Annotated in this window: 23 protein-coding genes and 2 pseudogenes; 6 read left to right on the top strand and 19 right to left on the bottom strand. The window is 73.2% G+C overall.

Translation table 11 applies throughout. The annotated features are described in order from the left end of the window. The 3 genes and pseudogenes from A6Q79_RS12160 to A6Q79_RS12170 form a co-directional block, all read right to left on the bottom strand. Positions 1 to 338 (bottom strand): annotated as a pseudogene (locus tag A6Q79_RS12160) (short-chain dehydrogenase); the annotation flags it as partial. Then, on the bottom strand, positions 338 to 2,056 hold the full coding sequence (gene ilvD / locus A6Q79_RS12165; RefSeq protein ID WP_067856447.1) for a dihydroxy-acid dehydratase: 1,719 nt from the start codon (positions 2,054 to 2,056) through the stop codon (positions 338 to 340). The pseudogene A6Q79_RS12160 and the gene ilvD, both read right to left, overlap by 1 nt. Positions 2,057 to 2,192: 136 nt before the next feature. Further along, positions 2,193 to 2,459, bottom strand: coding sequence for a hypothetical protein (locus A6Q79_RS12170; RefSeq protein ID WP_317698428.1), 267 nt, complete (start codon positions 2,457 to 2,459; stop codon positions 2,193 to 2,195). Positions 2,460 to 2,580: 121 nt separating this feature from the next. Between A6Q79_RS12170 and A6Q79_RS12175 the strand changes: the two genes are divergently transcribed. Beyond that, positions 2,581 to 3,138 carry a Pycsar system effector family protein gene (locus tag A6Q79_RS12175; protein WP_286689302.1) on the top strand — a complete coding sequence of 186 codons (558 nt, stop codon included), beginning with the start codon at positions 2,581 to 2,583 and terminating at the stop codon, positions 3,136 to 3,138. On the opposite strand, the gene A6Q79_RS12180 is transcribed toward A6Q79_RS12175, so the two are convergent. Continuing rightward, entirely contained in the window at positions 3,132 to 3,698 is a 567-nt protein-coding gene (locus A6Q79_RS12180; protein WP_317698432.1) for a hypothetical protein, read from the bottom strand. The genes A6Q79_RS12175 and A6Q79_RS12180 overlap by 7 nt on opposite strands. A 115-nt stretch (positions 3,699 to 3,813) precedes the next feature. On the opposite strand from A6Q79_RS12180, the gene A6Q79_RS12185 reads away from it, so the two are divergent. Both A6Q79_RS12185 and A6Q79_RS12190 read left to right on the top strand, forming a co-directional pair. Further along, positions 3,814 to 4,665: a RimK family alpha-L-glutamate ligase gene (locus A6Q79_RS12185; RefSeq protein WP_067856438.1), complete on the top strand. Its 852-nt coding sequence runs from the start codon at positions 3,814 to 3,816 to the stop codon at positions 4,663 to 4,665. Positions 4,666 to 4,732: 67 nt separating this feature from the next. Next, complete coding sequence (locus tag A6Q79_RS12190; protein WP_286689304.1) at positions 4,733 to 5,629, top strand: alpha/beta fold hydrolase; 897 nt, start codon at positions 4,733 to 4,735, stop codon at positions 5,627 to 5,629. Positions 5,630 to 5,641: 12 nt separating this feature from the next. Here the strand turns inward: A6Q79_RS12190 and A6Q79_RS12195 are convergent, their stop codons facing one another. From A6Q79_RS12195 to gatC, 4 genes and pseudogenes are all read right to left on the bottom strand, one after another. Beyond that, complete coding sequence (locus tag A6Q79_RS12195) at positions 5,642 to 6,334, bottom strand: vancomycin high temperature exclusion protein (RefSeq protein ID WP_286689305.1); 693 nt, start codon at positions 6,332 to 6,334, stop codon at positions 5,642 to 5,644. Positions 6,335 to 6,341: 7 nt separating this feature from the next. Then, positions 6,342 to 7,847 (bottom strand): Asp-tRNA(Asn)/Glu-tRNA(Gln) amidotransferase subunit GatB, encoded by a 1,506-nt coding sequence (gatB, locus tag A6Q79_RS12200; RefSeq protein ID WP_317698435.1) that lies wholly within the window; start codon positions 7,845 to 7,847, stop codon positions 6,342 to 6,344. Beyond that, positions 7,844 to 9,269 (bottom strand): annotated as a pseudogene (gene gatA / locus A6Q79_RS12205) (Asp-tRNA(Asn)/Glu-tRNA(Gln) amidotransferase subunit GatA). Before gatA ends, gatB begins: the two are co-directional and overlap by 4 nt. A gap of 1 nt (position 9,270) precedes the next feature. Next, complete coding sequence (gene gatC / locus A6Q79_RS12210) at positions 9,271 to 9,570, bottom strand: Asp-tRNA(Asn)/Glu-tRNA(Gln) amidotransferase subunit GatC (RefSeq protein ID WP_067856425.1); 300 nt, start codon at positions 9,568 to 9,570, stop codon at positions 9,271 to 9,273. An 88-nt stretch (positions 9,571 to 9,658) separates the two neighbouring features. Here gatC and ppk2 point away from each other — a divergent pair, with 88 nt between their 5' ends. After that, positions 9,659 to 10,555 carry a polyphosphate kinase 2 gene (gene ppk2 / locus A6Q79_RS12215; protein WP_067856422.1) on the top strand — a complete coding sequence of 299 codons (897 nt, stop codon included), beginning with the start codon at positions 9,659 to 9,661 and terminating at the stop codon, positions 10,553 to 10,555. A 769-nt stretch (positions 10,556 to 11,324) separates the two neighbouring features. Here ppk2 and ligA read toward each other — a convergent pair. Then, on the bottom strand, positions 11,325 to 13,748 hold the full coding sequence (ligA, locus tag A6Q79_RS12220; protein ID WP_067861447.1) for an NAD-dependent DNA ligase LigA: 2,424 nt from the start codon (positions 13,746 to 13,748) through the stop codon (positions 11,325 to 11,327). 101 nt (positions 13,749 to 13,849) lie between these two features. Between ligA and A6Q79_RS12225 the strand changes: the two genes are divergently transcribed. Next, positions 13,850 to 14,026, top strand: a complete 177-nt coding sequence (locus A6Q79_RS12225; protein WP_158509191.1) for a hypothetical protein — start codon at positions 13,850 to 13,852, stop codon at positions 14,024 to 14,026. Between the two features lie 6 nt (positions 14,027 to 14,032). Here the strand turns inward: A6Q79_RS12225 and A6Q79_RS12230 are convergent, their stop codons facing one another. The 9 genes from A6Q79_RS12230 to A6Q79_RS12270 all read right to left on the bottom strand — a co-directional run bounded on the left by A6Q79_RS12230 (position 14,033) and on the right by A6Q79_RS12270 (position 22,791). Further along, positions 14,033 to 15,004, bottom strand: coding sequence for a methionine synthase (locus A6Q79_RS12230; protein ID WP_286689982.1), 972 nt, complete (start codon positions 15,002 to 15,004; stop codon positions 14,033 to 14,035). Then, positions 15,001 to 16,107, bottom strand: a complete 1,107-nt coding sequence (mnmA, locus tag A6Q79_RS12235) for a tRNA 2-thiouridine(34) synthase MnmA (protein ID WP_067856416.1) — start codon at positions 16,105 to 16,107, stop codon at positions 15,001 to 15,003. Before mnmA ends, A6Q79_RS12230 begins: the two co-directional genes overlap by 4 nt. Then, a complete protein-coding gene (locus A6Q79_RS12240) occupies positions 16,107 to 17,321 on the bottom strand; it encodes a cysteine desulfurase family protein (RefSeq protein ID WP_202967715.1) in 1,215 nt (404 codons plus the stop codon). The genes mnmA and A6Q79_RS12240 overlap by 1 nt, the downstream gene beginning before the upstream one ends. Before the next feature lie 61 nt (positions 17,322 to 17,382). Next, on the bottom strand, positions 17,383 to 17,763 hold the full coding sequence (locus A6Q79_RS12245; RefSeq protein WP_317698446.1) for an aminotransferase class V-fold PLP-dependent enzyme: 381 nt from the start codon (positions 17,761 to 17,763) through the stop codon (positions 17,383 to 17,385). Next, positions 17,661 to 18,338 (bottom strand): aminotransferase class V-fold PLP-dependent enzyme, encoded by a 678-nt coding sequence (locus tag A6Q79_RS12250; RefSeq protein ID WP_317698440.1) that lies wholly within the window; start codon positions 18,336 to 18,338, stop codon positions 17,661 to 17,663. The genes A6Q79_RS12245 and A6Q79_RS12250 overlap by 103 nt, the downstream gene beginning before the upstream one ends. Further along, complete coding sequence (nadC, locus tag A6Q79_RS12255) at positions 18,335 to 19,216, bottom strand: carboxylating nicotinate-nucleotide diphosphorylase (RefSeq protein WP_286689983.1); 882 nt, start codon at positions 19,214 to 19,216, stop codon at positions 18,335 to 18,337. The genes A6Q79_RS12250 and nadC overlap by 4 nt, the downstream gene beginning before the upstream one ends. Continuing rightward, the gene (gene nadB / locus A6Q79_RS12260; protein WP_286689984.1) at positions 19,210 to 20,772 is read right to left on the bottom strand and encodes an L-aspartate oxidase; all 1,563 of its coding nucleotides are present in this window, start codon (positions 20,770 to 20,772) and stop codon (positions 19,210 to 19,212) included. Before nadB ends, nadC begins: the two co-directional genes overlap by 7 nt. 1 nt (position 20,773) lies before the next feature. Continuing rightward, positions 20,774 to 22,114 carry a quinolinate synthase NadA gene (gene nadA, locus A6Q79_RS12265; protein WP_067856404.1) on the bottom strand — a complete coding sequence of 447 codons (1,341 nt, stop codon included), beginning with the start codon at positions 22,112 to 22,114 and terminating at the stop codon, positions 20,774 to 20,776. Beyond that, positions 22,111 to 22,791, bottom strand: a complete 681-nt coding sequence (locus A6Q79_RS12270) for an NUDIX domain-containing protein (RefSeq protein WP_286689985.1) — start codon at positions 22,789 to 22,791, stop codon at positions 22,111 to 22,113. Before A6Q79_RS12270 ends, nadA begins: the two co-directional genes overlap by 4 nt. A gap of 103 nt (positions 22,792 to 22,894) precedes the next feature. Here A6Q79_RS12270 and eis point away from each other — a divergent pair, with 103 nt between their 5' ends. Beyond that, a complete protein-coding gene (gene eis, locus A6Q79_RS12275; protein WP_317698442.1) occupies positions 22,895 to 23,941 on the top strand; it encodes a GNAT family N-acetyltransferase in 1,047 nt (348 codons plus the stop codon). Between the two features lie 3 nt (positions 23,942 to 23,944). On the opposite strand, the gene A6Q79_RS12280 is transcribed toward eis, so the two are convergent. Beyond that, on the bottom strand, positions 23,945 to 26,337 hold a 2,393-nt coding region (locus A6Q79_RS12280; RefSeq protein ID WP_317698444.1), incomplete at its 5' end, for an error-prone DNA polymerase.

Consider the following 26,337-nt stretch of genomic DNA (forward strand, 5'->3'; position numbering starts at 1 on the left):
GCGTCGACCAGCGTGAACTTGCGCTTGCAGATGTAGCACCCGCGGGGCACCTGCAGCACGCCTGCCGTCGCCCCGCGCGCGGTCGACGTCAGCGCGATGCCGGCCGTCTCGTCGTCGATGCGCTGCGCCGAGCCGGTCGCCGTGCGCTCGACGACCTCGCGGTCGGCGGCGGCGGTCGCCGCTCGCGCGGCCCGACGCCGCTGCTTCTTGACGTCCTTGTAGAACGCGCCGCAGGCACGACGCAGCGCCACGTACGCCTCGTCGTTCTCGCCCAGGAACTGCGCCTCCCCGAGGACCTTCAGGGCGGTCGCGAGCTCCTCGTCGGTGAAGTCGGGCACTACCCGGTGACGGCGCCGTGCGCCGCGGAGCTGACGAGCTTGCGGTACTTCGCGAGCACGCCGGAGGTGTACTTGGGCGCCGCCGGCTCCCAGCCGACCTTGCGCCGCTCGAGCTCGTCGTCGTCGATCTCGACCTCGAGGGTGCGGTTGGCGACGTCGAGCGTGATCGGGTCGCCGTCGCGCACGAACGCGATGGGGCCGCCGTCGACGGCCTCGGGGGCGACGTGGCCGACGCACAGGCCGGTGGTGCCGCCGGAGAAGCGGCCGTCGGTGAGCAGCAGGACGTCCTTGCCGAGACCGGCGCCCTTGATGGCCCCGGTGATGGCGAGCATCTCGCGCATGCCCGGTCCGCCCTTGGGGCCCTCGTTGCGGATGACCACGACGTCGCCGGAGGTGATCGTGCCGTCCTCGAGGGCGTCCATCGCGGCGCGCTCGCCGTCGAAGACGCGCGCGGTGCCGCGGAACACGTCGGAGTCGAAGCCGGCGCTCTTCACGACGGCACCCTCGGGCGCGAGCGACCCGTGCAGGATCGTGAGCCCGCCGGTCTTGTGAATGGGGGCGTCGAGCGGGCGGATGATGTCGCCGTCGAGGCCGAGGTCGATGTCGGCGAGGTTCTCGGCCATGGTCCGACCCGTGACCGTCATGACGTCGCCGTGCATGAGCCCGGCGTCGAGCAGCGCCTTCATGATGACCGGGATGCCGCCGACCTTGTCGACGTCGTTCATGACGTAGCGTCCGAACGGCTTGAGGTCGCCGAGGTGCGGGACCTTGTCGCCGACGCGGTTGAAGTCGTCGAGGGTGAGCGGCACGCCCGCCTCGCGGGCGATCGCCAGGAGGTGCAGCACGGCGTTGGTGGAGCCGCCGAGCGCCATCACGACGGTGATGGCGTTCTCGAAGGCCTCGAGCGTCATGATGTCGCGGGCGGTGATGCCCCGGCGCAGCAGCTCGACGACGGCCTCGCCCGACTTGGCGGCGTAGTCGTCGCGACGACGGTCCGGGGCGGGCGGCGCGGCCGAGCCGGGCAGGCTCATCCCGAGCGCCTCGGCGGCGGACGCCATCGTGTTGGCGGTGTACATGCCGCCGCAGGCGCCCTCACCGGGACAGATCGCCCGCTCGATGCGGTCGACCTCCTCACGCGTGATGAGCCCCTTGATGCAGGCGCCGACGGCCTCGAAGGCGTCGATGATCGTGACGTCCTTGCCGTCGACGTTGCCGGGCATGATCGAGCCGGCGTAGAGGAACACGCTGGACAGGTCGAGGCGCGCGGCGGCCATGAGCATGCCGGGCAGGCTCTTGTCGCAGCCGGCCAGCAGCACCGAGCCGTCGAGCCGCTCGGCCATCATCACGGTCTCGACGGAGTCGGCGATGATCTCGCGGCTGACGAGCGAGAAGTGCATGCCCTCGTGGCCCATGCTGATGCCGTCGGAGACGCTGATGGTGCCGAACTCCAGCGGGTAGCCGCCGGCCGCGTGCACGCCCGTCTTGACCGCCTTGGCAAGCCGGTCGAGCGAGAGGTTGCAGGGGGTGATCTCGTTCCAGCTGGACGCGACGCCGACCTGCGGCTTCGGCCAGTCCTCGTCGCCCATGCCCACCGCGCGCAGCATGCCGCGGGCGGCGGTCTTCTCGAGACCGTCGGTGACGTCGCGGCTGCGGGGCTTGATGTCGACGCCGGGCTCGGGCGTCGGGGCGGGGCGGCGTTCGGGGGTCTCGCTGGACATGGGCTGATCCTACGACCGGGCGGCTCGGCGGCGTCCGCTGGTCAGGTCGCCGCATCGTCGGCCCGCACGAGCAGCCGCGCAGCGAGGTGACGCAGCCGCTGCTCGTCGTCGCGGCGCGCCACCTGGAGCCTTGCGCTCATGGCCTGCGGCGTGATCCCCAGCTCCTGGGCAGCGGCCCGCTGCGTCGCGTGTCGCTCGAGCACGTCGACCAGCGCTGCGTCCGGGCGACCAGCACCACGACGTCGACCGCGGCCACGGGATCGTCGACGAGGGCCTGCACCTCGTCGCCGACGGTGCGCTCGAAGCCTCGCACCGTCGGCGTCGCATCCAACGCGCGCAGGAGGTCGGGGACCGCGTCGGCGGCCTGGCGGCTTCGGCGCTGGTCGAGGGTGAGGGCGAACATGACGTCACCCTATCAATGCTTGAGACTTGATTCACGTGTATCAAGCATGAGGACTTGATGTGTCGTCACGTCCGGGAGGACGTCCGAGGCTCGTGGCACGATGACGGCGGAGAGGAGCACCATGACCGACCGGCCCGCCGACCCCTCGGCCGACGCCCCGTCCGGGTCCACACCGCCCGTGGACCCTCCCGTCGAGGCGATCGAGGTCGAGCTGAGCATCCTCGCGGAGGCCCGCAACGAGGTAGGTGCGGCCGACCACAAGGCTTCGATGGTGCTGGCGGTGCTGGGCATCGGCTTCGGGGCGCTGCTCGCCGGGCTCATCGCGCGCGACTGGAGCCCCACCGAACTCGACGTCCCCGGGCGGACGGTCTGGTACGTCGGCGCCCTGCTCGCCGCCGGCTCGGTCGGCGCGGCGGCGCTCGCCGTGTGGCCGCGGTTCACCGTGCCGCCGCCCTCCCCCCAGGTCTACTACTGGGGCCACGTCGCCGCGTTCGGCACCCGGGAGGCCCTCGACGCCTCGCTCGACGCCCAGCCGCCGACCCTGCCGGCACGGACCCGGCACCAGCTCTACGAGCTGTCGCGGATCGTGGCGCGCAAGTACCACTGGGTGCGCGTGGCGATGCGTCTGGCGGGGGCGTCGGTGCCGTTCTTCGTCCTCGCGGCGCTGGTGGGCTACTGACCCGGCGCGGAGGGCGTGAGCACGGTGCCGTGCAGCAGCAGGTCGTGCGCGTGCAGGACGGCATAGGCGCCGCTACGACGCAGGTTCTGCGACACGGCGGAGGCGCTGATGCCCTCCTCGTCGGCGAGGTCGGCCTGGGTCCGACCGTCGAGCACGCCGCGCAGCAGCCGTCGCGACCGCGGCAGCATGCCGCTGACGATCTCGTCGCGCAGGAGCAGGAAGGCGTCGACGTGGGCGGGGTCGGGGTGCTCGGGGGCGCGCGGAACCCCGTCGGCGACGACGTACCAGGTGCGCAGGGTGCGGTCGCGGCCGGTCTCCCGCGCCTTCGCCTCGTTGATGGCGTCGCGGGCGGCCCACCAGCCCGGACCGTCCTGGAGCAGTCCGACGGCACCGTGCCCGAGGTGCTGCACCGGCCCCACGCCGATGCCGGTGCGGGCGTCGAGCTGCTCCGGGAGCTCGAGGCGCAGCAGCAACGACGACCTCAGGGCCTGCTCGACGGTCGCGTAGCGCGCCTGCGCCTCGTCGCCGACCGTGGGCTCGAGCGGCTGCTCGGCGGGCACGGACCGGTTGACGGCACGAGGTCGACGATCATCGTCACCCGCGTCGACAGCCCCGTCATGAAGATAAGTCTATGCCTTCAGGTAAGACAGAACCTGTTCCTGACATCATGGCCTCATGCACATCGCCTGGGCCGTCGGGAAGACCTTCGCGCACCACGACCCCGACCTCCCGCTGCTCACCGCGGCCATGACCGCCCGCGGCCTCGACGCGCAGACCGCCGTCTGGGACGACCCGGACGTCGACTGGGGCGCCTACGACCTCGTCGTCGTGCGCTCCTGCTGGGACTACGTGCCACGGCGCGCCGAGTTCCTCGCATGGGCCGACGCGGTGCCGCGGCTCGCCAACCCCGCCGCCGTGCTGCGGTGGAACACCGACAAGACCTACCTGCGCGCCCTCGACGAGGCAGGCGTGGCCGTCGTGCCCACGGCGTGGTCCGTGCGGTCCGTCGACGACCTGCCGGCGGCCGAGGAGTGGGTGGTGAAGCCGACCGTCTCCGCCGGCGCGGCCGACACCGCCCGCTGGAGCGACCCGGAGCAGGCCGTCGCCCACAGCCGTCGCCTGCTCGACTCCGGTCGCGCCACCATGACGCAGCCCTACGTCGACGCCGTCGACACCGAGGGCGAGACCGGCATCCTCCTCTTCGGAGGCACCGTGTCGCACGCCTTCCGCAAGGGTGCCCTCCTCACCCGCGGCGACGACCCCCGCAGCCTCCCGGAGCTGAAGGAGGACATCGGGCCGCGTGAGCCGTCCGCCGACCAGGTGGCCTTCGCCCAGCACGCGGTGCACGTGGCGCGGGAGCTCACCGGCCACGAGCTCCTGTACGCCCGGGTCGACGTCGTGACCGGACCCGACGGACGTCCGCGCCTCATGGAGCTCGAGCTGACCGAGCCGTCGTTCTTCCTGCCGCACACCGCGACGGGCGCCGCGACCTTCGCCGACGCCCTCGTGGCACGGCTGTCGGGATGAGGACCACGCGGTCGAGTTCCGCCGAACGCGTTGCGGACGGCCCCGCGAGCGGGCAGGATCGTCGCCCGTGAGCCAGACCCCGGGCCTCGTGCGCTTCCACGACGTCATCAGCGCCGACGGCACGCGGCTGCGCGCCTGGACCAACGACGCCGACGGACCGACCGTGCTGCTGTGCAACGGCCTCGGCACCAACCCCTACGCCTGGCCGACCCTGCTCAACCCCGACTGCGGCGTGCGGGTCGTCTCCTGGAACCACCGCGGCGTCGGCGGCTCGGCACGTCCGGCGGACGGTCGTGTCGACCTCGACTCCTTCGTCGAGGACGCGCTGGCCGTGATGGACGACGCGGGCCTGGAGTCGGCGCCCGTCCTGAGCTGGTCGACCGGCGTGACGGTGGCCTTCGAGCTCGCCGGGCGTCACCCGGAGCGGGTCGAGGGCATCCTGGCCGTCGCCGGCGTCCCGGGCAACACCTTCGGGACGATGCTCGCTCCCCTGCACGTCCCGCCGTTCCTCGCCCGACAGCTGATGGTCAGCCTCGCCCGGGTGACCACGGTGACGGGTCACGGTCTTGCACCGGTGACCCGCAGGCTGCCCTGGACCCGTTCGACGACGGACCTGCTGCGCCGAGCACGGCTCATCGACCCCGCCGCCGACACCGCCGACCTGCAGGCCATGGTGAAGGAGTTCTTCACCACGCACCCCGCCTGGTACGCCCGGCTCGCCCTCGGCGTGTCCAAGCACGCACGGGTGCGCCTCTCCGCCATCGACGTGCCGACCACGTTCGTGGCGGGACGCTGGGACGTGCTCACCGGGGCCCGCGACATGTACACCGCCTCGCAGAACGTCCGCAGGTCCCGCTTCCGCGAGCTCGACGCGACCCACTTCATCCCCGTCGAGCACCCCGACGTCGTGCTCGAGGAGCTGCAGCTCCTCCTCGAGCGGATCGAGGCGCTGCGCGGGACGTGAGACCGTCCGTCGTCAGGCGGGGTCGTCGGCCCACGACGTGCGACCGTCGCCGGTGATCGGGATCGCCGGCCCCGGCGTGACGCGAGGGCGGAACGTCGCCTCGCCCAGACCCCGCACGCGGGCGAGCCACTCCCGCGCGCGCCGACCGCCCTCGCTGACGACGTAGCCCTGCACGTCGAGCCCGGCCGCCACCCCGAGGTCGACGGTGCGGGCGGCGTAGACGCCCTGGGTGACGACGATCGCGGTGTCGGCCTCGAAGACGTCGCGGGCGCGTCGCATGGTGTGCCACGTGCTGAAGCCGGCGTAGTCGGTGAACACGTCGGCGGCCGGCACGCCGGCCTCGAGCACCGCGTCGCGCATGGCGTCGGGCTCGTTGTAGCTCGGCGTGCCGTTGTCGCCCGAGACCAGGATCTTCTCGACCAGCCCCCGGTCGTAGAGCTCGAGGGCGGCACGCACGCGCTGCTCGACGGGGCGACCGAGCGAGCCGTCGGGGTACACGCCGGCGCCCGGGACGATCGCGACCTGAGCCGGGTCGAGGTCGTCCGGCTGACGGGTGATCCGCTCGGACGTGCGACCCACGACCAGGAGGTTCGCGACCACGACCAGCGCGACGCCAACGACGCCGAGGGCGAGGACCGAGATCACCAGCACCCGCGACCACGACCTCGGTCGTCGGCCGACGTCCTCACCCTCGTGCGTCGTCACGGGGTGCTCAGGCGAGCTTCTCGAGGATCAGCTCGCGCACTCGCCCGGCGTCGGCCTGGCCGCGCATCTCCTTCATGACGGCACCGATGAGCGCGCCGGCCGCCTGGACCTTGCCGTCGCGGATCTTCTGCGCGACGTCGGGGTTCGCGGCGATCGCGGCGTCGACGGCCGCTCCGAGCGCACCGTCGTCGGAGACGACCTCGAGCCCCCGGGCGGACACGACCTCCTCGGGCGAGCCCTCGCCCGCCAGGACGCCCTCGAGCACCTGGCGCGCCAGCTTGTCGTTGACCCGACCCTCGTCGATGAGCGCCTGGACGCCGGCGACCTGCTCGGGCGTGACACCCAGCTCGTCCAGACCGACGCCCGCCTCGTTGGCACGTCGGGCCAGCTCGCCCAGCCACCACTTCTTCGCCGCGGCCGGCGTGGCGCCGGCCGCCACTGTCGCGACGACCAGCTCCAGCGCCCCCGCCCCCACGGTGTCGCGCATGTCGAGGTCGGAGAAGCCCCACTCGGCCTGCAGCCGCTTGCGACGCTCTGCCGGCGGCTCCGGCAGGGTGCCGCGCAGCTGCTCGACCCAGTCGCGTGACGGCGAGACCGGTGCGAGGGCGGGCTCGGGGAAGTAGCGGTAGTCGTCGGCGTCGGACTTCGGGCGTCCCGGCGAGGTCGAGCCGTCGGCCTCGTGGAAGTGCCGGGTCTCCTGCAGGATGCTCTGGCCGGCGTCGAGGACGCCCGCGTGCCGTGAGACCTCGAAGCGCACCGCGCGCTCCACCGAGCGGAAGGAGTTGACGTTCTTCGTCTCGCTGCGGGTGCCCAGCGTCGCGGAGCCCTTCGGCTTGAGCGAGAGGTTGACGTCGGCGCGCAGCGAGCCCTGGTCCATCCGGGCGTCGGAGACGTCGAGCGCCACCATGAGGTCGCGCAGGTGCTGGACGTAGGCGCGGGCGACGGCGGGCGCCTTCTCGGCGGGCACCTCGATCGTGCGCGTGACGATCTCGATGAGCGGGATCCCGGCGCGGTTGTAGTCGAGCAGCGAGTGGTCGGCGCCGTGGATGCGGCCCGTCGCACCGCCGACGTGCAGCGACTTGCCGGTGTCTTCCTCCATGTGGGCGCGCTCGACCTCGATGCGGAAGGTCTCACCGTCGACGTCGAGGTCGACGTAGCCGTCGAACGCGATCGGCTCGTCGTACTGCGACGTCTGGAAGTTCTTCGGCATGTCCGGGTAGAAGTAGTTCTTCCGCGCGAACCGGCACCACTCGGCGATCTCGCAGTTGAGCGCGAGCCCGATGCGGATGGCCGACTCGACGGCCTTCGCGTTGACGACGGGCAGCGCACCCGGCAGGCCGAGGCACACCGGGCACACCTGCGTGTTCGGCTCGGCGCCGAACGTCGTGGCGCAGCCGCAGAACATCTTCGTGTTCGTGTTCAGCTCGACGTGCACCTCGAGCCCGAGCACGGGGTCGTAGCGCTCGATCGCCCGCTCGAAGGGGACGAGCGCGGGGGTGGTCTGCGTGCTCATCGGGCGGCTCCCGCGTCGATGTCGGACAGGACGGGTGCGTCGACGAGCCGCTCCAGGGCGGCCCCGACGTTGTACAACCGGTCGTCGGCCTGCGCCGGGGCGAGCACCTGCACGCCCACGGGCAGGCCGGTGTCGCTGGCGAGCCCGACGGGCAGGCTGAGCCCGGGCACGCCGGCCAGGTTGGCCGGGATCGTCGCGACGTCCTCGAGGTACATCGCGAGCGGGTCGTCGCTCTTCTCCCCCAGCCGCCACGCCGTCGTGGGCGCCGTGGGCGAGACGAGCACGTCGACCTGCTCGAAGGCAGCCGCGAAGTCGCGCGCCACCAGGGTGCGCACCTTCTGCGCCGAGCCGTAGTAGGCGTCGTAGTAGCCGCTCGACAGCGCGTACGTGCCGAGGATGATGCGGCGCTTGACCTCGTCGCCGAAGCCGGCGTCGCGGCTGGCCGCCATGACCTGCTCGGCACTCGCGAGCTGGCCGTCGGGCGTGACCCGCAGTCCGTACCGCATGGCGTCGAAGCGGGCCAGGTTGCTCGAGACCTCGCTCGGCATGACGAGGTAGTAGGCGGCGATGCCGTGCTCGAAGCTCGGGCACGAGACCTCCACGACCTCCGCCCCGGCCTGCGCGAGCAGCTCGACCGTCTCGTCGAAGCGCTGCTGGACGCCGGGCTGGAAGCCCTCCCCGCCCAGCTCCTTGACCACGCCGACCCGCAGTCCCGTGACGTCGCCGCGGCGTGCGGCGTCGACGACCGACGGCACCGGGGCGTCGAGGCTGGTGGAGTCGCGCGGGTCGTGGCCGGCGAGCACCTCGTGCAGGAGGGCGGCGTCGAGCACGGAGCGGGCCATCGGACCGACCTGGTCGAGGCTGCTCGCCATGGCGATGACGCCGTACCGCGAGACTCCGCCGTAGGTCGGCTTGACGCCCACGATGCCGGTCATGGCGCCGGGCTGGCGGATCGAGCCACCGGTGTCGGTGCCCAGCGCGAGCGGTGCCTCGTAGCCGGCGACGGCAGCGGCCGACCCGCCGCTCGAGCCGCCGGGGATGCGCTCGGTGTCCCACGGGTTGCGGGCGGGCTTGTAGGCGGAGTGCTCGTTGGACGAGCCCATCGCGAACTCGTCGAGGTTGGTCTTGCCGAGGATCGGCAGCCCGGCGGCGCGCAGCCGCGAGACGACGGTGGCGTCGTACGGCGGCACCCAGCCCTCGAGGATCCGCGAGCCGGCCGTCGTGGGCTGGCCGACGGTGTTGATGAGGTCCTTCACGGCCACCGGCACGCCCGCCAGCGTCGGGAGCGTCTCGCCAGCGGCGCGGCGCGCGTCGACGTCGGCCCCGGTCGAGGTGGGCCTGCGTGACGTCGACGGACGTCAGGCTGCCGTCGCCGAGCGCCTCGGCGATCTCGGCGGCCTTCAGGCGGATGGGGTCGCTCATGTCAGTCCTCCCCCAGGATCTGCGGCACGAGGAAGCGCTGCTCCTCGCTGGCCGGCGCGCCCGCGAGGGCCTCGTCGGGCGTGAGACCGGGGCGGACGACGTCGTCGCGGAAGACGTTGTCGATCGGCACGGGGTGGCTCATGGCGGGCACGTCGGCGCTCGCGGCCTCCTGGACCGCGGCGACGTGGTCGAGGATGGCGGGCAGCTCGGCGCCCAGCCGATCGAGCTCGTCCTCGCTGAGCGAGATGCGCGCGAGGTTCGCCAGGTGGGCGACGTCCTCACGCGAGATGGCCGACGACATGCGTCTCCCTTGCGGCTGGGGTGCGGGTACCGACCCATCGTAGTGAGGAGTCACCTCACGTTCACCGGCCTCCCCTACGCTGCGCGTCGTGCTCGAGACCCTCAGCCCCGTGCAGCTCTCCGCCTTCTCCGTCGACGACTCCGACGACGACGACCCCGTCCTCCTCGACGCCAGCGGCCTGGCCGTCGACACGTGGCGCGAGGGCTACCCGTACGCCGAGCGTCTGGACCGCGACACGTACGAGCTGGAGAAGCGTCTGCTGCAGATCGAGCTCATCAAGCTGCAGAGCTGGGTCAAGGAGTCGGGGCAGCGCCTCGTGCTGCTGTTCGAGGGACGCGACGCGGCCGGCAAGGGCGGCACCATCAAGCGCTTCACCGAGCACCTGAACCCCCGCGGCGCGCGGGTCGTCGCGCTGGTCAAGCCGACCGACCGCGAGCAGGGCCAGTGGTACTTCCAGCGCTACGTCTACCACCTGCCGACGTCGGGCGAGATCACGTTCTTCGACCGCTCCTGGTACAACCGGGCCGGCGTCGAGCGGGTGATGGGCTTCTGCACGCCCGAGCAGTACACGGAGTTCCTCAAGCAGGCCCCCGCGTTCGAGAAGATGCTCGTCAACGACGGCATCCACGTCGTGAAGTTCTGGTTCTCCGTGTCGCGGGCCGAGCAGCTCACGCGATTCACGATCCGCCAGATCGACCCGGTGCGTCAGTGGAAGCTCTCCCCCATGGACCTCGCGTCCCTCGACAAGTGGGACGCCTACACCGAGGCGAAGGAGGCCATGTTCCGCCGGACGGACACCAAGCACTCCCCCTGGACCGTCGTGAAGAGCAACGACAAGAAGCGCGCCCGTCTTGAGGCCATGCGCCACGTGCTGCACCGCTTCGACTACCCCGGCAAGGACCACGACGTCGTCCGCACCCCCGACCCCCTCGTCGTCGGCGCCGCCGCCGACCTCTTCGACCCCGACTCCGCCGACGTGGACTGAGCGCGTCTCCGGCTGGGGCGCGCTGCCTGCGGTCGTCGTGACCTTGCTGGTGCGCTGCCCGCGTGGGTCTGTGCTTGCGGCTGCGCCGCCGCAAGGGGTCTGACCTTGCTGGTGCGCTGCCTCGGCCGGCGCTGGGTGTGGTCTCCGAAAGGGCCTCGACCGGGCGGCTGGCGACGGCGCTGGGTTGGGGTCTCGGGCTGCGGGTCGATGCTGGGTGTGGACGCAAGAAGCTGCGTTCGTGCGTCGGAGTCCAAGGATTCTGCGTTTGGTACGGGATTCCGTCACCAACGCAGAAGCGTTCGACCTCCGGCGCGTGGAGGAAGAAGCGTGGGTGCCCTTGGGGGTGGGGTGGGCAGTGCTTCTCCCTTCTCGTGGCACGGTCCACGAGAAGGGAAGATCTCTGCTCCGTCTGACCCCGCCGGCGGTGGATCTGCCACCTGTAGAGCGCTCAGAAGGTGGCAGACCCACCGTTGGGACGCGCGAACGCAGAGTCGTGGCCCGAGAACGCAGAAACGAAGAATCGTGCGTCCAAAGGCGAGCTCAGGCCAAGCCACGAGACCCGGAGCCGGCCCCAGGCCCACTGCCGGTCGAGGCCCTTTCGGAGGCCACCCCCAGCGCCAGCCGAGGCAGCGCACCAGCAAGGTCACGACCCCCTGCGGTAACGCACCAGCAAGGTCACGACCCCCTGCGGTAACGCACCAGCAGGCCGGGACCCCCGCAGGCAGCGCACCAGCCAGCCCACGACGACCCTGCCGCGAACCGGCCGGACTCAGCCCTCGGTGGGCGCCTCCTCCGTGGTCGCCTCGTCGGCGGTGGCCTCGTCCCCCGCGTCAGCGTCCGGCTCCTCGCGCGGAGGGCCCTCGGCGAGCAGCGTCTTGAAGGCTGCCTCGTCGAGGATGGGGACGCCGAGCTGCTCGGCCTTGTCGGCCTTGGAGCCGGGGTTGTCGCCGACGACGACGTAGTCGGTCTTCTTGCTCACCGACCCGGCGGCCTTGCCGCCGTGCTCGAGGATCGCCTCCTTGACGGAATCGCGGGTGAAGTCCTCGAGGGAGCCGGTGACGACGATCGTCAGCCCGTCGAGCGTGCCGCCGCCGGTGGACGCCGCGCCGGGACCCGGGTGGTCCGGTATCGCGAACCGGACGCCGGCCGCGCTCCAGCGGTCCAGGATCTCCTGGTGCCAGTCGACGGCGAGCCACTCCAGCAGCGAGTCGGCGATGATCGGGCCGACACCGTCGACCTGCGCGAGCGTGTCGCGGTCGGCCGCGCGGATCGCCTCGAGGGAGCCGAAGTACTGCGCCAGCGCCCGTGCTGCGACCGGGCCGACGTGGCGGATCGACAGTGCCACGAGCTGGCGCCAGAAGTCCTTCGTCTTGGCCTTCTCGAGCTCGTCGACCAGCGTGAGGGCCTGCGCCGACGGGTGCAGGACGCGGTGGTTCTTGCGCACGCCCGCGGCCCGACGCTCCGCGGGCGACGCGTCCTCGAAGCCGGGCGGGTAGGTGACCTCGACCCGCTGGAAGGGTGCACGTCGTACCGGCTCGCCCGTCCGCTCGTCGATGCGGGGCTCGCCGGTCTCGGCGTCGCGCACGACCACCTCGATCGGCACGAGCGTGTCGAGGTCGAGGTCGAACAGACCCGCCTCGCTACGCAAGGGCGGCTCCTCCGGCACCGTCGGCTGCGTGAGCGCGGCGGCCGTGACCTCGCCGAGCGCCTCGATGTCGAGCGCACCCCTCGACCCGACGTGCTCGACCCGGCCGCGCACCTGCGCCGGGCAGGTCTGCGCGTTCGGACAGCGCAGGTCGATGTCGCCCTCCTTCATGGGCCGCAGCGGGGTGCCGCACACCGGGCAGTCGTCGGGCATGACGAACTCGACCTCGCTGCCGTCGCGCAGCTCCGCGACCGGGCCGAGGACCTCGGGGATGACGTCGCCGGCCTTGCGCAGGACGACCGTGTCACCGATGAGCACGCCCTTCTGCCGGACGACGTCCTTGTTGTGCAGCGTGGCCTGCCGCACGACGCTGCCGGCGACCTGCGCCGGCTCCATGACGGCGAACGGCGTGGCCCGACCGGTGCGGCCCACGGAGACGACGATGTCGAGCAGGCGGGTGTGCACCTCCTCGGGCGGGAACTTGTAGGCGATCGCCCAGCGGGGCGCGCGACTCGTCTCGCCGAGCTCCGGGTGCAGCGCGAGCTCGTCGACCTTGACGACGACACCGTCGATCTCGTGCTCGATGGCGTGCCGGTCCTGGCCGAGCTCGGCGACGCGGGCGAGGAGGTCGTCGACGGAGTCGTAGACCCGCGAGTGCGGGCTGGTGGGCAGACCCCACGACCCGAGCAGGTCGTAGACCTCGCTCTGTGCCGCGACCGGCGGACGCTCCCACGCGCCGATGCCGTGCACGTAGAGGGACAGCGCCTCGATCCGCGCCTCCCCCGCCTCGCGCTCGAGCCCGTCCTTCTTGCCCAGCAGCTGGCGCAGGCCGCCGCTGGCCGCGTTGCGCGGGTTGGCGAACGCCGGGAAGCGTCGGGCGGCGGCGGCCTCGGCCCGGTCCTGCTCGACCCCTCGCCCGGTCATCTCGGCCACGACCCGCTCGCGCAGGTCGGCCTGGAGCGCGTTGAGCCGCTCGAACGCGGCGACCGCGATGAAGACCTCCCCGCGGACCTCGACGATCGGCGGGTGTCCCTCGCCGTCGAGCCGCCGCGGCACGCCGGGCAGCCGCACCGCGTTGGTGGTGACGTCCTCGCCGACCCTGCCGTCGCCGCGGGTCGCGGCGCTGACGAGCCGGCCGTGCTCGTAGCGCAAGGAGAGCGCCAGGCCGTCGATCTTGACCTCGGTGAGCCACCGGACGTCGCGCCCCGCCGAGGCACGCGTCTTCTCGCACCACGCGGTGAGCTCCTCGGGCGAGAAGACGTTGTCGAGGCTGAGCATGCGCTCGGCGTGCTCGACCGGCGCGAGCTCGGAGCTGCGGGCAGCGCCCACCGAGAGGGTCGGCGAGTCCTGACCCTGGACCTCGGGGTGCAGCCGCTCGAGCGCCTCGAGCCGGTGCATCCAGCCGTCGTAGGTCTGGTCGTCGACCCGGGAGTCGTCGTCGCCGTAGTACGCGTCGCGGGCCTCGTTGATGCGCTCGACGAGCTGCTCGGCCTCGGCACGCGCCTGGTCGAGGGTCAGGTCCAACGGGTTCTGCGGGGCCTCGGTCACGTCGTTCATCCTAGGACCGACCTCCGACGTCCACCCCTCGTCGACGAGCCGACGGACGCGCCGCGGGTGCGACGTCGGCAGCGACCTGACACGGTGGACGCATGAGCCCCCGACGCCTCGTCCCGATCGTCCTCGGAGCCCTGCTCGTCGTGGCGGGGCTCGTCGGGTTCTTCGTCCTCGACGGGCTCGCCGCCGACCTCGCGTGCGGGGTCGCCGTGGTGGTCGGCATCGCCGTGGTGCGTCTCGGGTCGCGGCCCGACCCTGACGAGATCGTCTAGCGCACCTCAGCGCGCCAGTCCCACGGCCTCCGCGAGCACGCGGCGGGCGAAGGCGGGCGACGCGCCCGCGAGACCGCAGGCCGGCGTGATCACGACGCGGTCGTGCCAGGCGTCCTCGCCGAACCCGAGCCGTCCGGTCCAGTCCTCGATCCGACGTCGGGACGCGGCCGGGTCGAACGCGACGTCGGTCGACGGCAGCGCCCCGACCCAGAGGTCCGTCCCTGCCTCGAAGGCCTCGGCCCAGGCATCCGCACCCCCGCCGGTGGCCGCCTCGACCAGGCCGAGGTCGAACGCGACGGCGTCGAAGCCGGCTCCGCGCAGCAGGGAGACGGGGACCGCGGGCGCGCAGCAGTGCGCCACCGGCATCGCCCCGGCGTCGCGGACGGCGTCGACGACGAGCCGCAGCAGCGCGTCGGCCTCGGGCAGGTCGACGGTGCGGTAGCGGCCGAAGCCGGACGACGTCGGCACCTGCGCGGCCAGCACCGCGGGCAGGGCCGGCTCGTCGACCTGCACCACGAGCGGCGAGCGCGGGAAGCGCCGACGCAGCGACGCCACGTGGTCGCCCACCCCCGACGCGAGCGCGTGCGCGAGGTCGCGCCGTGCCCCGTGGTCGGACAGGACCTTCTCGCCCCGCTGGAGCTCGACGGTCGCCGCCAACGTCCACGGTCCGGCCACCTGCTGCTTGACGGTGCCCTCCCGGTCCTGGGCGACCTCCTCGAGGACGTCGAGGTCCTGCGCGAGCAGGGAGCGGGCCCGACGGTGGTCGACCCCCGAGGCGTCGAGCAGACGCCACCCGGCGGGCTGGAGGTCGGCGCCCAGGCCGTCGAGCACGGCGAGCGACCTGCCGACCATCTGGGCGGCGACGCCACGCGCCGGGAGCTCGGGCACGAAGACGAGGTCGTCGAGCGTGCCGAGCACCATCGCGGCGCTCTCGGCGTAGTCCTCGCCGGGCAAGGAGCCGATGCCGGTCGCCCTCACCTGCCGTCCCCGACGCCGACCTCGACGCGCGACGTGGCCGTGATGGTGGCGGAGCCGACCACGCGGGTGCCCACGTAGACGACGACGGCCTGACCGGGCGCGATGCCCTCGGCGGGGTCGTGCAGCCGCACCCGGACGAGGCCGCCGTCGACCTCGACGACGGCGCGGTGCTCGGCGCCGTGGGCGCGCAGCTGCACGGTGCACTCGAGCGGACCGTCCGGCGCCGGGCCGCACCAGAGCGGGCGGTCGGCCTCCAGCACGTCGACGAGGAGACGCTCGCGCGGGCCCACCGTCACCGTGCCCGAGACCGGCTCGATGTCGAGCACGAAGCGCGGCTTGCCGTCGTCGGCCGGCACGCCCAGCCGCAGGCCCCGGCGCTGGCCGATCGTGTAGGCGTAGGCGCCGTCGTGCTCGCGCAGGACGGTGCCGTCCTCGTCGACGATCGTCCCGGGGCGGGGGCCGAGCCGCTCGGCGAGCCACCCGGCGTTGTCGCCGTCGGCGACGAAGCAGATGTCGTGGCTGTCGGGCTTCGTGGCCACCTGCAGGTCGCGACGGGCGGCCTCGGCGCGCACCTCGGTCTTGACCGAGCCCCCGAGCGGGAAGTGCGAGTGCCGGAGCTGCTCCTGCGTGAGCACGCCCAGCACGTAGCTCTGGTCCTTGCCCGCGTCCTGGGCCCGGTGGAGCTCGACGTCGCCGCTCGCCCCGGTCTCGAGGAGGGCGTAGTGGCCGGTGACGACGCCGTCGAAGCCCAGCGCGAGCGCGCGGTCGAGCACGGCGGCGAACTTGATCTTCTCGTTGCAGCGCAGGCACGGGTTCGGGGTGCGGCCGGCCGCGTACTCGGCGACGAAGTCGTCGACCACCTCGTCGGCGAACTCGGTGCTCATGTCCCACACGTAGAACGGGATGCCGAGCACGTCGGCGGCGCGGCGGGCGTCGCCGGCGTCCTCGATGGAACAGCAGCCCCGCGCACCGGAGCGGTACGACCGCGGGTTGCGGCTGAGCGCGAGGTGCACGCCGGTGACGTCGTGGCCGGCCTCGACCGCGCGCGCCGCGGCGACGGCGGAGTCGACCCCGCCCGACATGGCGGCGACGAGCCGTGCCATCAGCGTCCCCTGACGAGGGAGGCCGTGACGGCGCGATCGCGCACCTGCGGGAGCGCGGCGAGCAGCCGGTCGACGTCGGCCTCGGTGGAGGTGTGACCCAGGCTCAGCCGCAGCGACCCGCGGGCGGCGGCGTCGTCGTAGCCCATGGCGAGGAGCACGTGGCTGGGCTGCGGGACGCCCGCCTGGCAGGCCGAGCCCGTGGACACCTCGATGCCCTGGGCGTCGAGCAGCATGAGCATGGCGTCGCCCTCGCAGCCCGGGAACGTCACGTGGGCGATGTTCGGGAGCCGGTGCTGCGGACCGGGCTCCGGGTCGCCGTTGACGACGGCGTCGGGGACGGCCTGCAGGAGACCGGTGACCAGCCTCTGCCGCAGGCGCTCGATCCGCGCCGAGACCTCGGCCTGTCGCTCGACGGTGATCTCGAGCGCCCGCGCGAACGCGGCGATCAGCGCCACCCCGACGGTCCCGGAGCGCAGGTCGCGCTCCTGCCCGCCACCGTGGACGAGGGGCACGGGGGCCACCTCACGACGCACCAGCAGCGCACCCACCCCCACGGGCCCGCCGAGCTTGTGCGCGGTGACCGTCATGGCGTCGAGCCCGGAGGCGGCGAAGTCGAGCGGGAGGTAGCCGGCGGCCTGCACGGCGTCGCTGTGCACCGGGATCGCGTGCTCCTTCGCCAGCGCGACGACGTCGTCGACCGGCTGCACGGTCCCCATCTCGTTGTTGGCCCACATGGTCGTCACCACCGCGACCGACGCCGGGTCGGCCTCGATCTGCTCGCGCAGCCGCTCCACGACGACCCGTCCCTGTCGGTCGACGGGGGTCGTGTCGATGCGGGCACCCTCGTGGGCGGCCAGCCACGTGACGGGGTCGAGCAGGGCGTGGTGCTCGATCGAGCTGAACAGCACGCGGTCGCGGGCGGGATCGACGTCGCGTCGGGCCCAGTACAGGCCCTTGATGGCCAGGTTGTTCGCCTCGGTTCCCCCGGAGGTGAACACGACCTCGGACGGGCGGGCGCCGAGGCACTCCGCGATCACCTCGCGCGACTCCTCCACGACCCGCCGCGCGGCGCGGCCCGAGGCGTGCAGGCTCGACGCGTTGCCCGTGCGGGCCAGCTGCTCGGTGAGCACCTGCGCGGCCTCGGGGTGCATCGGCGTGGTGGCCGCGTGGTCGAGGTAGACCACGGAAGCCGGCGCGCTGTTCTCGGACGTCATGACGTCACCAGGGTAGACCGGCGCGCCACCGCGTCGTCGCGCGCTGGCGGCGACGTCGCGCTCACCGCCCGCAGACGTCGGCCAGCGCCCGCGCCGCGTCGGTGAGCTGCTCGTCGGTCACCGAGCGCCCGAAGGTGAAGCGCACCGCCGTCTGCGCCACCTCCGACGGCACTCCCATGGCCACCAGCACGTGGCTCGGCTCGTCGCTGCCGGCGTGGCACGCCGACCCGCTGGAGCACACCACACCGCGGCGCTCGAGGTCGAGCAGCACCGACTCGCCCGACCGTCCGGGGAGCACGAACGACGCGTGCCCCGGGAGACGACGCACCGGGTGTCCCGTCAGTGCGGCGCCCGGGACCGACTCCAGCACCGCCGCGACGAAGCGGTCGCGCCGCGCCGCCACCTCCGCCGCCGACGTGCCGGCCGAGCGCGTGAGCCGCAGCGCAGCCGCGAGACCGACGGCACCCGCCGGTCGGGCCAGGCCGCCGACTGGACCGCGTCGGTGTGGAACGGGACCCCGTGTCGCGCCGCCACCTCCGCCAGCGCGGCGACCGGCTGGACGGTGCCGACCTCGTTGCTGGCGTGCTGCACGCTCACCACGGTCGTGTCGTCGCGCAGCACCGCAGCCAGGTGGCCGGGGTCGACGAGACCGTCGCCGTCGACCTCGAGCTCGGTGACGTCGTAGCCGATGCGGCCGAGCCAGCGGGCCGACTCCAGGACCGCCGGGTGCTCGACGGCGCTCACGACCACGTGGCGTCCCCGCGGCTGGGCGAGTGCGATGCCCTTGACGGCCGTGTTCGCCGCCTCGGTCCCCCCAGAGGTGAACGTGACCTCGCCGGCGCGCGCACCGAGAGCCTCGGCGACGTCGGCGCGCGCCTGCTCCAGGCCGGCACGGGCGGCGTCGCCGATCTCGTGGTGGCTCGACGGGTTCCCGAACGCCGGACCGAGGTAGGGGCCCATGGCGGCGAGCACGTCGCGGCGCAGCGGCGTGGTGGCCGCCTCGTCGAGGTAGATCACGTCGCCGGTCCCGCCACCTGCGACCCGGCACCTCCGGCCCCGCCGACCTCGACGTCGAGCCCGAGGTCGAGCGCGCGGACGGAGTGGGTCAGGGCACCGACGCTGATCACGTCGACGCCGGCGCGCGCCACCTCGCCGACGGTCTCGAGCGTGATGCCGCCGCTCGCCTCGACGATCGCGCGACCCGCGACGAGCGCGACCCCCGCCCGCAGCTCGTCGGGCGTGAAGTTGTCGAGCATGATCGTGTCGACACCGCCGGCCAGCACGGCCTCCACCTGGTCGAGACGGTCGACCTCGACCTCGACGTGGGTCGTGTGCGGCAGCTGCTCGCGCGCCTGACGGATCGCGGCGGTCACGTCGTCGACGAGCGCGAGGTGGTTGTCCTTCGCCATCACGGCGTCGGAGAGCGAGAAGCGGTGGTTGCGCCCGCCACCGCAGCGGACCGCGTGCCGCTCCAGCGCCCGCAGCCCGGGCGTGGTCTTGCGGGTGTCGACGATCCGGACGCCCGTCCCCTCGACCGCCTCGACGTACCGGGCCGTGAGGGTCGCGATGCCGCACAGGCGCTGGACGAGGTTGAGGGCCACGCGCTCCCCGCGCAGCACGGCCCGTGCGGGGCCCACGACGGTCGCCAGGACGTCACCCGCGGCGAACGGTTCGGCGTCGGCGCGCAGGACCTCGACCACGACCGCCGGGTCGACCGCGGCGAACGTCTCGACGAGCACGTCGCCGCCGGCCATGACGCCGGCCTCGCGGGCCACGACCGACGCTCGGGCAACGGCGGTCGCCGGCACGAACACCTCCGACGTGAGGTCGCCGGACGGCGCGTCCTCGTCGAGGGCGAGGTCGACGACACGTCGCACCTGGCGTCGGGTCAGCACGCGGCACCTGCCGTCGCCCCGACTCGACGCGGAGCGGTGGTCCGGGCGAGCACCACGGCACTGTGCCGGGCCACCGGCCCCGGAGCGGGAGCGTCGATGCGGAAGTGACCACCGCGCGACTCCCGACGCTCCAGCGCCGAGACGACCAGCGCCCGCGCAACGGTGCGCAGGTTGGCGTCCTCGACCGCCTTCACGTCACCACCCGAGGGGACGCTCGTGTCGACCCGCTGCAGGGTCTCCACCGCGTGCCGCAGTCCGACCTCGTCGCGCCGCAGCCCGGCCGTGTCCCACAGCAGCCGCTGCAGGTCGGTCCGGATGAGCGGCAACGGGTCGTCGGTGTCCGCGGGAGGCACGAGGACGGGTGCCGCCCAGCTCTCGTCGACGTCGTCGGCCGCACGCGGCGCGGCCACCGCGGCCTCGACCACCCGCCGTCCGTACACCGCCCCCTCGAGCAGCGAGTTCGACGCGAGCCGGTTGGCTCCGTGCAGCCCGTTGCAGGCGACCTCGCCGACGGCCAGCAGACCCGGCAACGACGTGCGTCCCCAGAGGTCGGTCCGCACGCCGCCCATGAAGTAGTGGGCTGCCGGGGCGACGGGGACCGGCTCGCGGCCCCAGTCGAGCCCGAACGAGCGCACCGACGCGTCGATGGTCGGGAAGCGGCGGGCGAGGAAGTCGGCCCCGAGGGCGGTGGCGTCGAGCAGCACCGGCGCACCGCCCTGGCGAGCCATCTGCTCCGCGATCCCCCGCGCCACGACGTCACGAGGGGCGAGCTCGGCGTCGGGGTGGACGTCGAACATGAACCGGTGGCCGTCCGCGGCGCGCAGGACGGCACCCTCCCCCCGCACGGCCTCGGACACGAGCGGGCTGCCCGGGACCGCGAGGGCGGTCGGGTGGAACTGGTAGAGCTCGAGGTCGGCGGCGACCGCACCCGCACGCAGCGCCATCGCCAGGCCGTCGCCCGTAGCGACGGCGGGGTTGGTCGTGTACGGGTAGAGCTGCCCTGCTCCCCCGGTGGCGAGCACCACCTGGTCACCGTTCAGCACCGTGCCGTCGAGGAGCACGACGCCCCTGACGACGCCCCCGTCGACGACGAGGTCGACGGCCATCGTCCGCTCGCGCACGTCGACGTCGCTCGCGCGCACCCTCTCGACCAGGGCGTCGGAGATGGCCGCACCCGTCGCGTCGCCACCGGCGTGCAGGATCCGCCCGTGGGAGTGGGCGGCCTCCAGGCCCCGGGCCAGCTCGCCCTGGTGCACGTCGAAGCGCACTCCGCGCCGCACGAGGGCGGCGACCGCGTCGGGACCAGCGGCGCAGAGCACCTGCACGGCCGCCTCGTCCGACAGCCCGGCACCGGCGGCCAGCGTGTCGGCCACGTGCGACGCGACGCTGTCGGCGGGGTCGGTGACCACCGCCACGCCGCCCTGCGCCCAGCTGGTGTTGCTGGTGACGAGGTCGGCCTTCGTGAGCAGCGTGACCCGCACCCCGGGACGAGCTGCCGCCTCCAGCGCCGCGGTGAGTCCGGCGACGCCGCTGCCGACGACGACCACGTGCCTCACGTCAGGCACCCCTCCCCGAGACGGGGACCGGGGAGGCGTCCTTCGGTCGCGCGGCGAGCATGCGCTCCAGGGCGACCTTGGCGTCGCGCGCGACGTCGTCGGGCACGACGATCTCGTTGCGCACCTCCCCCTCGAGCAACCCGTCGAGCACCCAGGCGAGGTAGCCCGGGTGGATCCGGTACATCGTCGAGCAGGGGCACACGACGGGGTCGAGGCAGAAGATCGTGCGGTCGGGGTGCTCCGCCGCGAGCCGGTTCACGAGGTTGACCTCGGTGCCGATGGCGATGACGTCGCCGGGCTGGCTGGCCGCTACGTACTTGCGGATGAGGTCCGTCGAGCCGGCCGCGTCGGCAGCGTCGACGACCGGCATCGGGCACTCGGGGTGCACGACCACCTTGACGCCGGGGTGCTCCGCGCGCGCCTGCTCGATCTGCGCGACGGTGAACCGCTTGTGCACTGAGCAGAAGCCGTGCCACAGCAGCACCTGCGCGTCGTGCAGCTGCTCCTCGGTGTTGCCCCCGAGCGGCTTGCGCGGGTTCCACATCGGCATGCGGTCCAGCGGCACGCCCAGGGCCTTGGCCGTGTTGCGGCCGAGGTGCTGGTCGGGGAAGAAGAGCACGCGGTGCGCCCGCTCGAACGCCCACTCCAGCACCGTGGCGGCGTTCGACGACGTGCAGACGATGCCGCCGTGCCGGCCGCAGAACGCCTTGAGGGCGGCCGAGGAGTTCATGTAGGTGACCGGCAGGACCGGCACCTTGCCGTCGGCGTCGGGACCCATGCCCGTGACGGGGTCGGCGTAGACGCGCTCGAGCTCCTCCCACGCCGTCTCGACCGACTCCTCGTCGGCCATGTCGGCCATGGAGCAGCCGGCGGCCAGGTTGGGCAGGATCACGTGCTGCTCCGGCCGCGCGAGGATGTCGGCGGTCTCGGCCATGAAGTGCACGCCGCAGAAGACGATGGTCTCGGCGTCGGGGCGGGTGAGCGCGGCGTTGGCGAGCTGGAAGGAGTCGCCCACGAAGTCGGCGTGCTGCACGACCTCGTCGCGCTGGTAGAAGTGCCCGAGCACGACGAGCCGGTCGCCGAGCGCCTCCTTCGCCGCGCGGATCCGCTCGTGCAGGTCGGCGTCGTCCATCCGCTGGTAGGCCACGGGCAGCTGGCCGGGACGCACCACCGGCTCGGGCACGACGTCGTCCTCGGACGCCCCGGGGCCGTAGCCCGGCACGAGGTCGAAGAGCCACGGGCCCTCGGCGAGCTCGGCGTCGCACGTGTCGCCGGGCCGTGCGGTGACGACGTCGTGGACGGAGCCGGTGGGGACGGGACCGGTGGACAGGGTGCTGGTCATCGGATCTCCTCGGGGAGAGCCGCGCGCCGGTACAGCGCGGGCGGACGGTGGCTCGTGCCGGTGAGGTAGGAGCCGGTGGCGGTGACGGTCCCGCTCGCCAGGACCTGGCGGCGGAAGTTGGCGGGGTCGAGCGAGCGATCGAGCACGGCCTCGTGCACGGCGCGCAGGTCGGCCAGCGTGAACTCGGGCGTGACGAAGGCGAACGCGATCGGCGAGTACGTGATCTTGGCCCGCAGACGCGCCAGGGCGTAGCGGAGGATCGTGTCGTGGTCGAAGGCGAGCCCGCGCACGTCGTCGGCGACGAACCACTCGACGTTCTCGCCGTCGGTGGCCCGGGCGTCCTCGTCGGGTCGCACCAGCGCCCAGTAGACGATCGAGACCACGCGGTCCTCGGGCGAGCGGTCGACCGCGCCGAAGGAGTAGAGCTGCTCGAGGTGTCGCGGCGCCAGGCCGGTGGTGCGCTCGAGCGTGTGGCGCGCCGAGGCCGCGAGGTCCTCGTCGGGGCGCAGCGGGCCGCCCGGGAGGGCCCAACGCCCCTCGTACGGCTCGCGGATGCGGCGCACGAGCGGCAGCCACAGGGTCGTACGGCCCGTCGTGGGGTGCGGGCGCAGCGCGAAGATGACCGTGGACACCGCCAGGCTGACCTGGCCGGTGTCGGTCTCGACGTCGGTGCGCATCGCCACTCCCTTCGGGTTGACCTGACCTTAACCCCACCTTCTGGTCGGCTCAACTCGAAGTGCGGCGCATCTCACCCCTCGGGCACCGGCCAGGATGGGGGTCATGCAGATCCGCCGCCTGACCGAGGCCGACGAGGACGTCATGCGACGCCAGTTCACCGAGGCGTTCGGCGCCTTCGACCCGCCGGAGCCGCCCGTCCCCCTCATCGTCGCCGGCAAGCGCTGGTGGGGGGCGGAGGTCGACGGGCGCATCGTCGCGACGGCGCTGGACCGCGAGTACGCGTCGTGGTTCGGCGGTGTCCGCGTGCCGACGGCGGGGATCGGCGGGGTCACGGTCGCGCCCGAGCACCGCGGAGCCGGTCTGCTCCGTCCGCTGTTCACGGCCATGCTGGCCGAGGCCCGGGAGCGTGGCGCGCTGGTCTCGACGCTGTACGCCACCGCGCCCGCGCTCTACCGGCGGTTCGGGTTCGAGACGGTCTCCTCGCTCGACGACGTGCGTCTGCCGACCCATGCGCTCGCCGTGGGCGGCAGCACCCCCGTGCGGCGGGCCACCTCGGCCGACGACGACGCGATCCGCGCCGTACACGACCGCGCGGCGGCCCGCGAGAACGGTCCGCTCGCGCGCACCGGACCGCTCTTCACGGAGTCGCCGACCCTGCGCGTCAGCGGGGTGAGCGTCGCCGAGCGCGAGGGCGAGGTCATCGGCTACGTGTCGTGGGACCGCGGCCGCGGGTACGGCGCCGAGGGCGAGCTGGTGGTCGGGCAGCTGATGGCCGACGACGCCGACGCGCTGCGCTCCCTGCTGAGCCTGCTGTCGACGTTCGCGTCGGTCACCCCGACCGTCCGGATCCGCACCAGCGGCGTGCCGCCGTGGCAGCACCTGCTGCGCGCGGCGCACCCGGAGACGGTCTCGTCGGCCCCCTACGCGCTGGCGGTGCTCGACCCGGCCGCCCTCGGTCTGCCGCGCGTGCACCCCGGCATCGACACCCGCCTCCCGTTCTCCGTCGACGGGCGCTCCTTCACCCTCGTGGTCGCCGACGGCTCCGGGCACGTCGAGCCCGCGGGCACGTCGGCGGGCGGCCGCACGTTCACGCGCGGTGGCCTGGCGCTGACGTTCGCCGGCGCGGCGACCTCGGCCACCCTGCGCTGACGCTCAGCGGAAGTCGCGCGACCGGTGCCGTCCGATCGCGGTCGCCGTCTCGGGGTAGAGGGTCTCGATCCGCTCGATCCGCTCCGCCCGCAGGTTCGTGGCGCCCTCGACGTTCTCGACGATCCCCCGCACGACCACGCCGGCCGCGTTCTGCAGCACCCGGCGGTGCTGCTCCCAGACGTCGGCGAACACCACCACGTTGAGCATCCCCGTCTCGTCCTCCAGGTTGAGGAACGTGACGCCCGACGCCGTGTACGGACGCTGCTTGTGGGTGATGAGCCCGGCCACCCGGATCCGCCGACCCGTGCCGAGCGACGCGCACTCCTGCACCGCGCGGACCTCCTCGCGCACCAGCAGGGGACGCAGGTGCACGAACGGGTGGTCGGTGGGCGAGATGCGCGTGGCCCACAGGTCGGCCGTGGTCAGCTCGACGTCGCTCATGCCCGGCAGCATCGGCGGCGGTGCCTGCACGGCCGTGCCCTCCAGCAGGTCGGGCGCGTCGGTGTAGCCCGCGTTCCACAGCGCCTGGCGTCTGCTGAGGCCGAACACGTCGAACGCCCCTGCCGTGGCCAGGGCCTCCATCTGCGCCACCGACAACCGCGTGCGGCGCACCACGTCGGCCATGTCGGTGAACGCACGCTCCGCCCGGGCCGCCACGACGCGCTCGGCGTCGGCCTGCCCGATGCCCTGCACCTCCGTGAGCCCCAGCCGCACCGCGTGGTGGCCGTCGCGCCGGTGCTCGGCCAGCCGGGCCTGCAGCACGTCGCGGTCCTGCGTGTCGTCGAAGTCGCCCGTCGGGGGCTGCTCACGGTGGGTGCAGGTGTCGAGCCCGGTCGGGGTCCCGGCCCCCTGGCCCGCGACGAGGAGCTCCAGGTCGGCGTGGACCTGGGAACGGGCGATGCAGGGTCGGCGGACCTCCACCCCGTGCCGGCGGGCGTCGGCGGTGAGCGACTGCGGGGAGTAGAAGCCCATCGGCTGCGAGCGCAGCAGCGCCGCCAGGAACGCCGCCGGGGCGTGCAGCTTCAGCCAGCTGCTCGCGTACACCAGCAGCCCGAAGCTGAGCGCGTGGCTCTCGGCGAACCCGAAGTTCGCGAACGCCTGGATCCGCTCGTAGATCCCGTCGGCGGTCTCCCCCGTGATGCCGTGGCGCTGCATGCCGGCGTACAGGGTCTCGCGCAGGCGCTCGATCCGCTCCGTCCCGCGCTTGGAGCCCATCGCCCGCCGCAGCAGGTCGGCGTCGTCACCCGTGCAGTCGCCCACCGTCATCGCGATCTGCATGAGCTGCTCCTGGAACAGCGGTACGCCCATCGTGCGCTCCAGCACCGGCTTCAGCAGCGGGTGGATGTGGTCGACCGGCTCCTTGCCCAGTCGGCGACGGATGTACGGGTGCACCGCCCCGCCCTGGATGGGGCCCGGGCGGATGAGGGCGATCTCGATGACGAGGTCGTAGTACGAGCGCGGCCGAAGACGCGGCAGGGTGCCGATCTGGGCCCGGCTCTCGACCTGGAACACGCCCACCGAGTCCGCCAGGCAGAGCATGTCGAAGACTCCGCGCTCCTCCTTCGGGATCGACGCGAGGTCCCACCGCTCCCCCGTGTGCTCGGCCAGCAGGTCGAACGTGTGCTGGATCGCCCCGAGCATCCCGAGGCCGAGCAGGTCGAACTTGACCAGCCCCATCCACGCGCAGTCGTCCTTGTCCCACTGCAGCACGGTGCGCTTGTCCATGCGGGCCCGCTCGATCGGCACCACCTCGCCCACCGGCCGCTCGGTGAGCACCATGCCACCGGAGTGGATGCCCAGGTGGCGAGGCGTCTTCAGCAGCTGCTCGGCGAGCTCGCGCACCAGCGGCGGCAGGGGGTGGTCCTCGGCCGTCTCGACGGCCCGCCACGACTCGATGCCCTTGCTCCACGCGTCCTGCTGACCCACCGAGTAGCCCAGCGCCTTGGCGACGTCGCGCACCGCCGACCGCGGCTGGTAGCTGATCACGTTGGCCACCTGCGCGGCGTTGCGCCGGCCGAACTGGTCGTAGACCCACTGGATGATCTCCTCCCGGCGGTCGGCGTCGAAGTCGACGTCGATGTCGGGCTCCTCGTCGCGGGTGGCGGCCAGGAAGCGCTCGAACGGCAGGTCGTAGAGCATCGAGTCGACCGCCGTGATGCGCAGCGCGTAGCAGACCGCGGAGTTCGCGGCCGAGCCGCGACCCTGGCACAGGATCCCGCGACGTCGGGCCTCGGCGACGATGTCGTGGACGATGAGGAAGTAGCCGCAGAAGCCCTTCGCCTCGATGACGGCCAGCTCCCGCTGCAGCCGTTCCTCGGCGCGGTCGCGGTCGTGCGCGTAGAGCTCGTCGGCACCCCGGCGCACCAGCTCGCGCAGGTACTCCATCGGCGTGTACC

This window comes from Aeromicrobium sp. REDSEA-S32_B7 (genome assembly GCF_001626145.1).
Taxonomy (GTDB): Bacteria; Actinomycetota; Actinomycetes; order Propionibacteriales; family Nocardioidaceae; genus Aeromicrobium; species Aeromicrobium erythreum.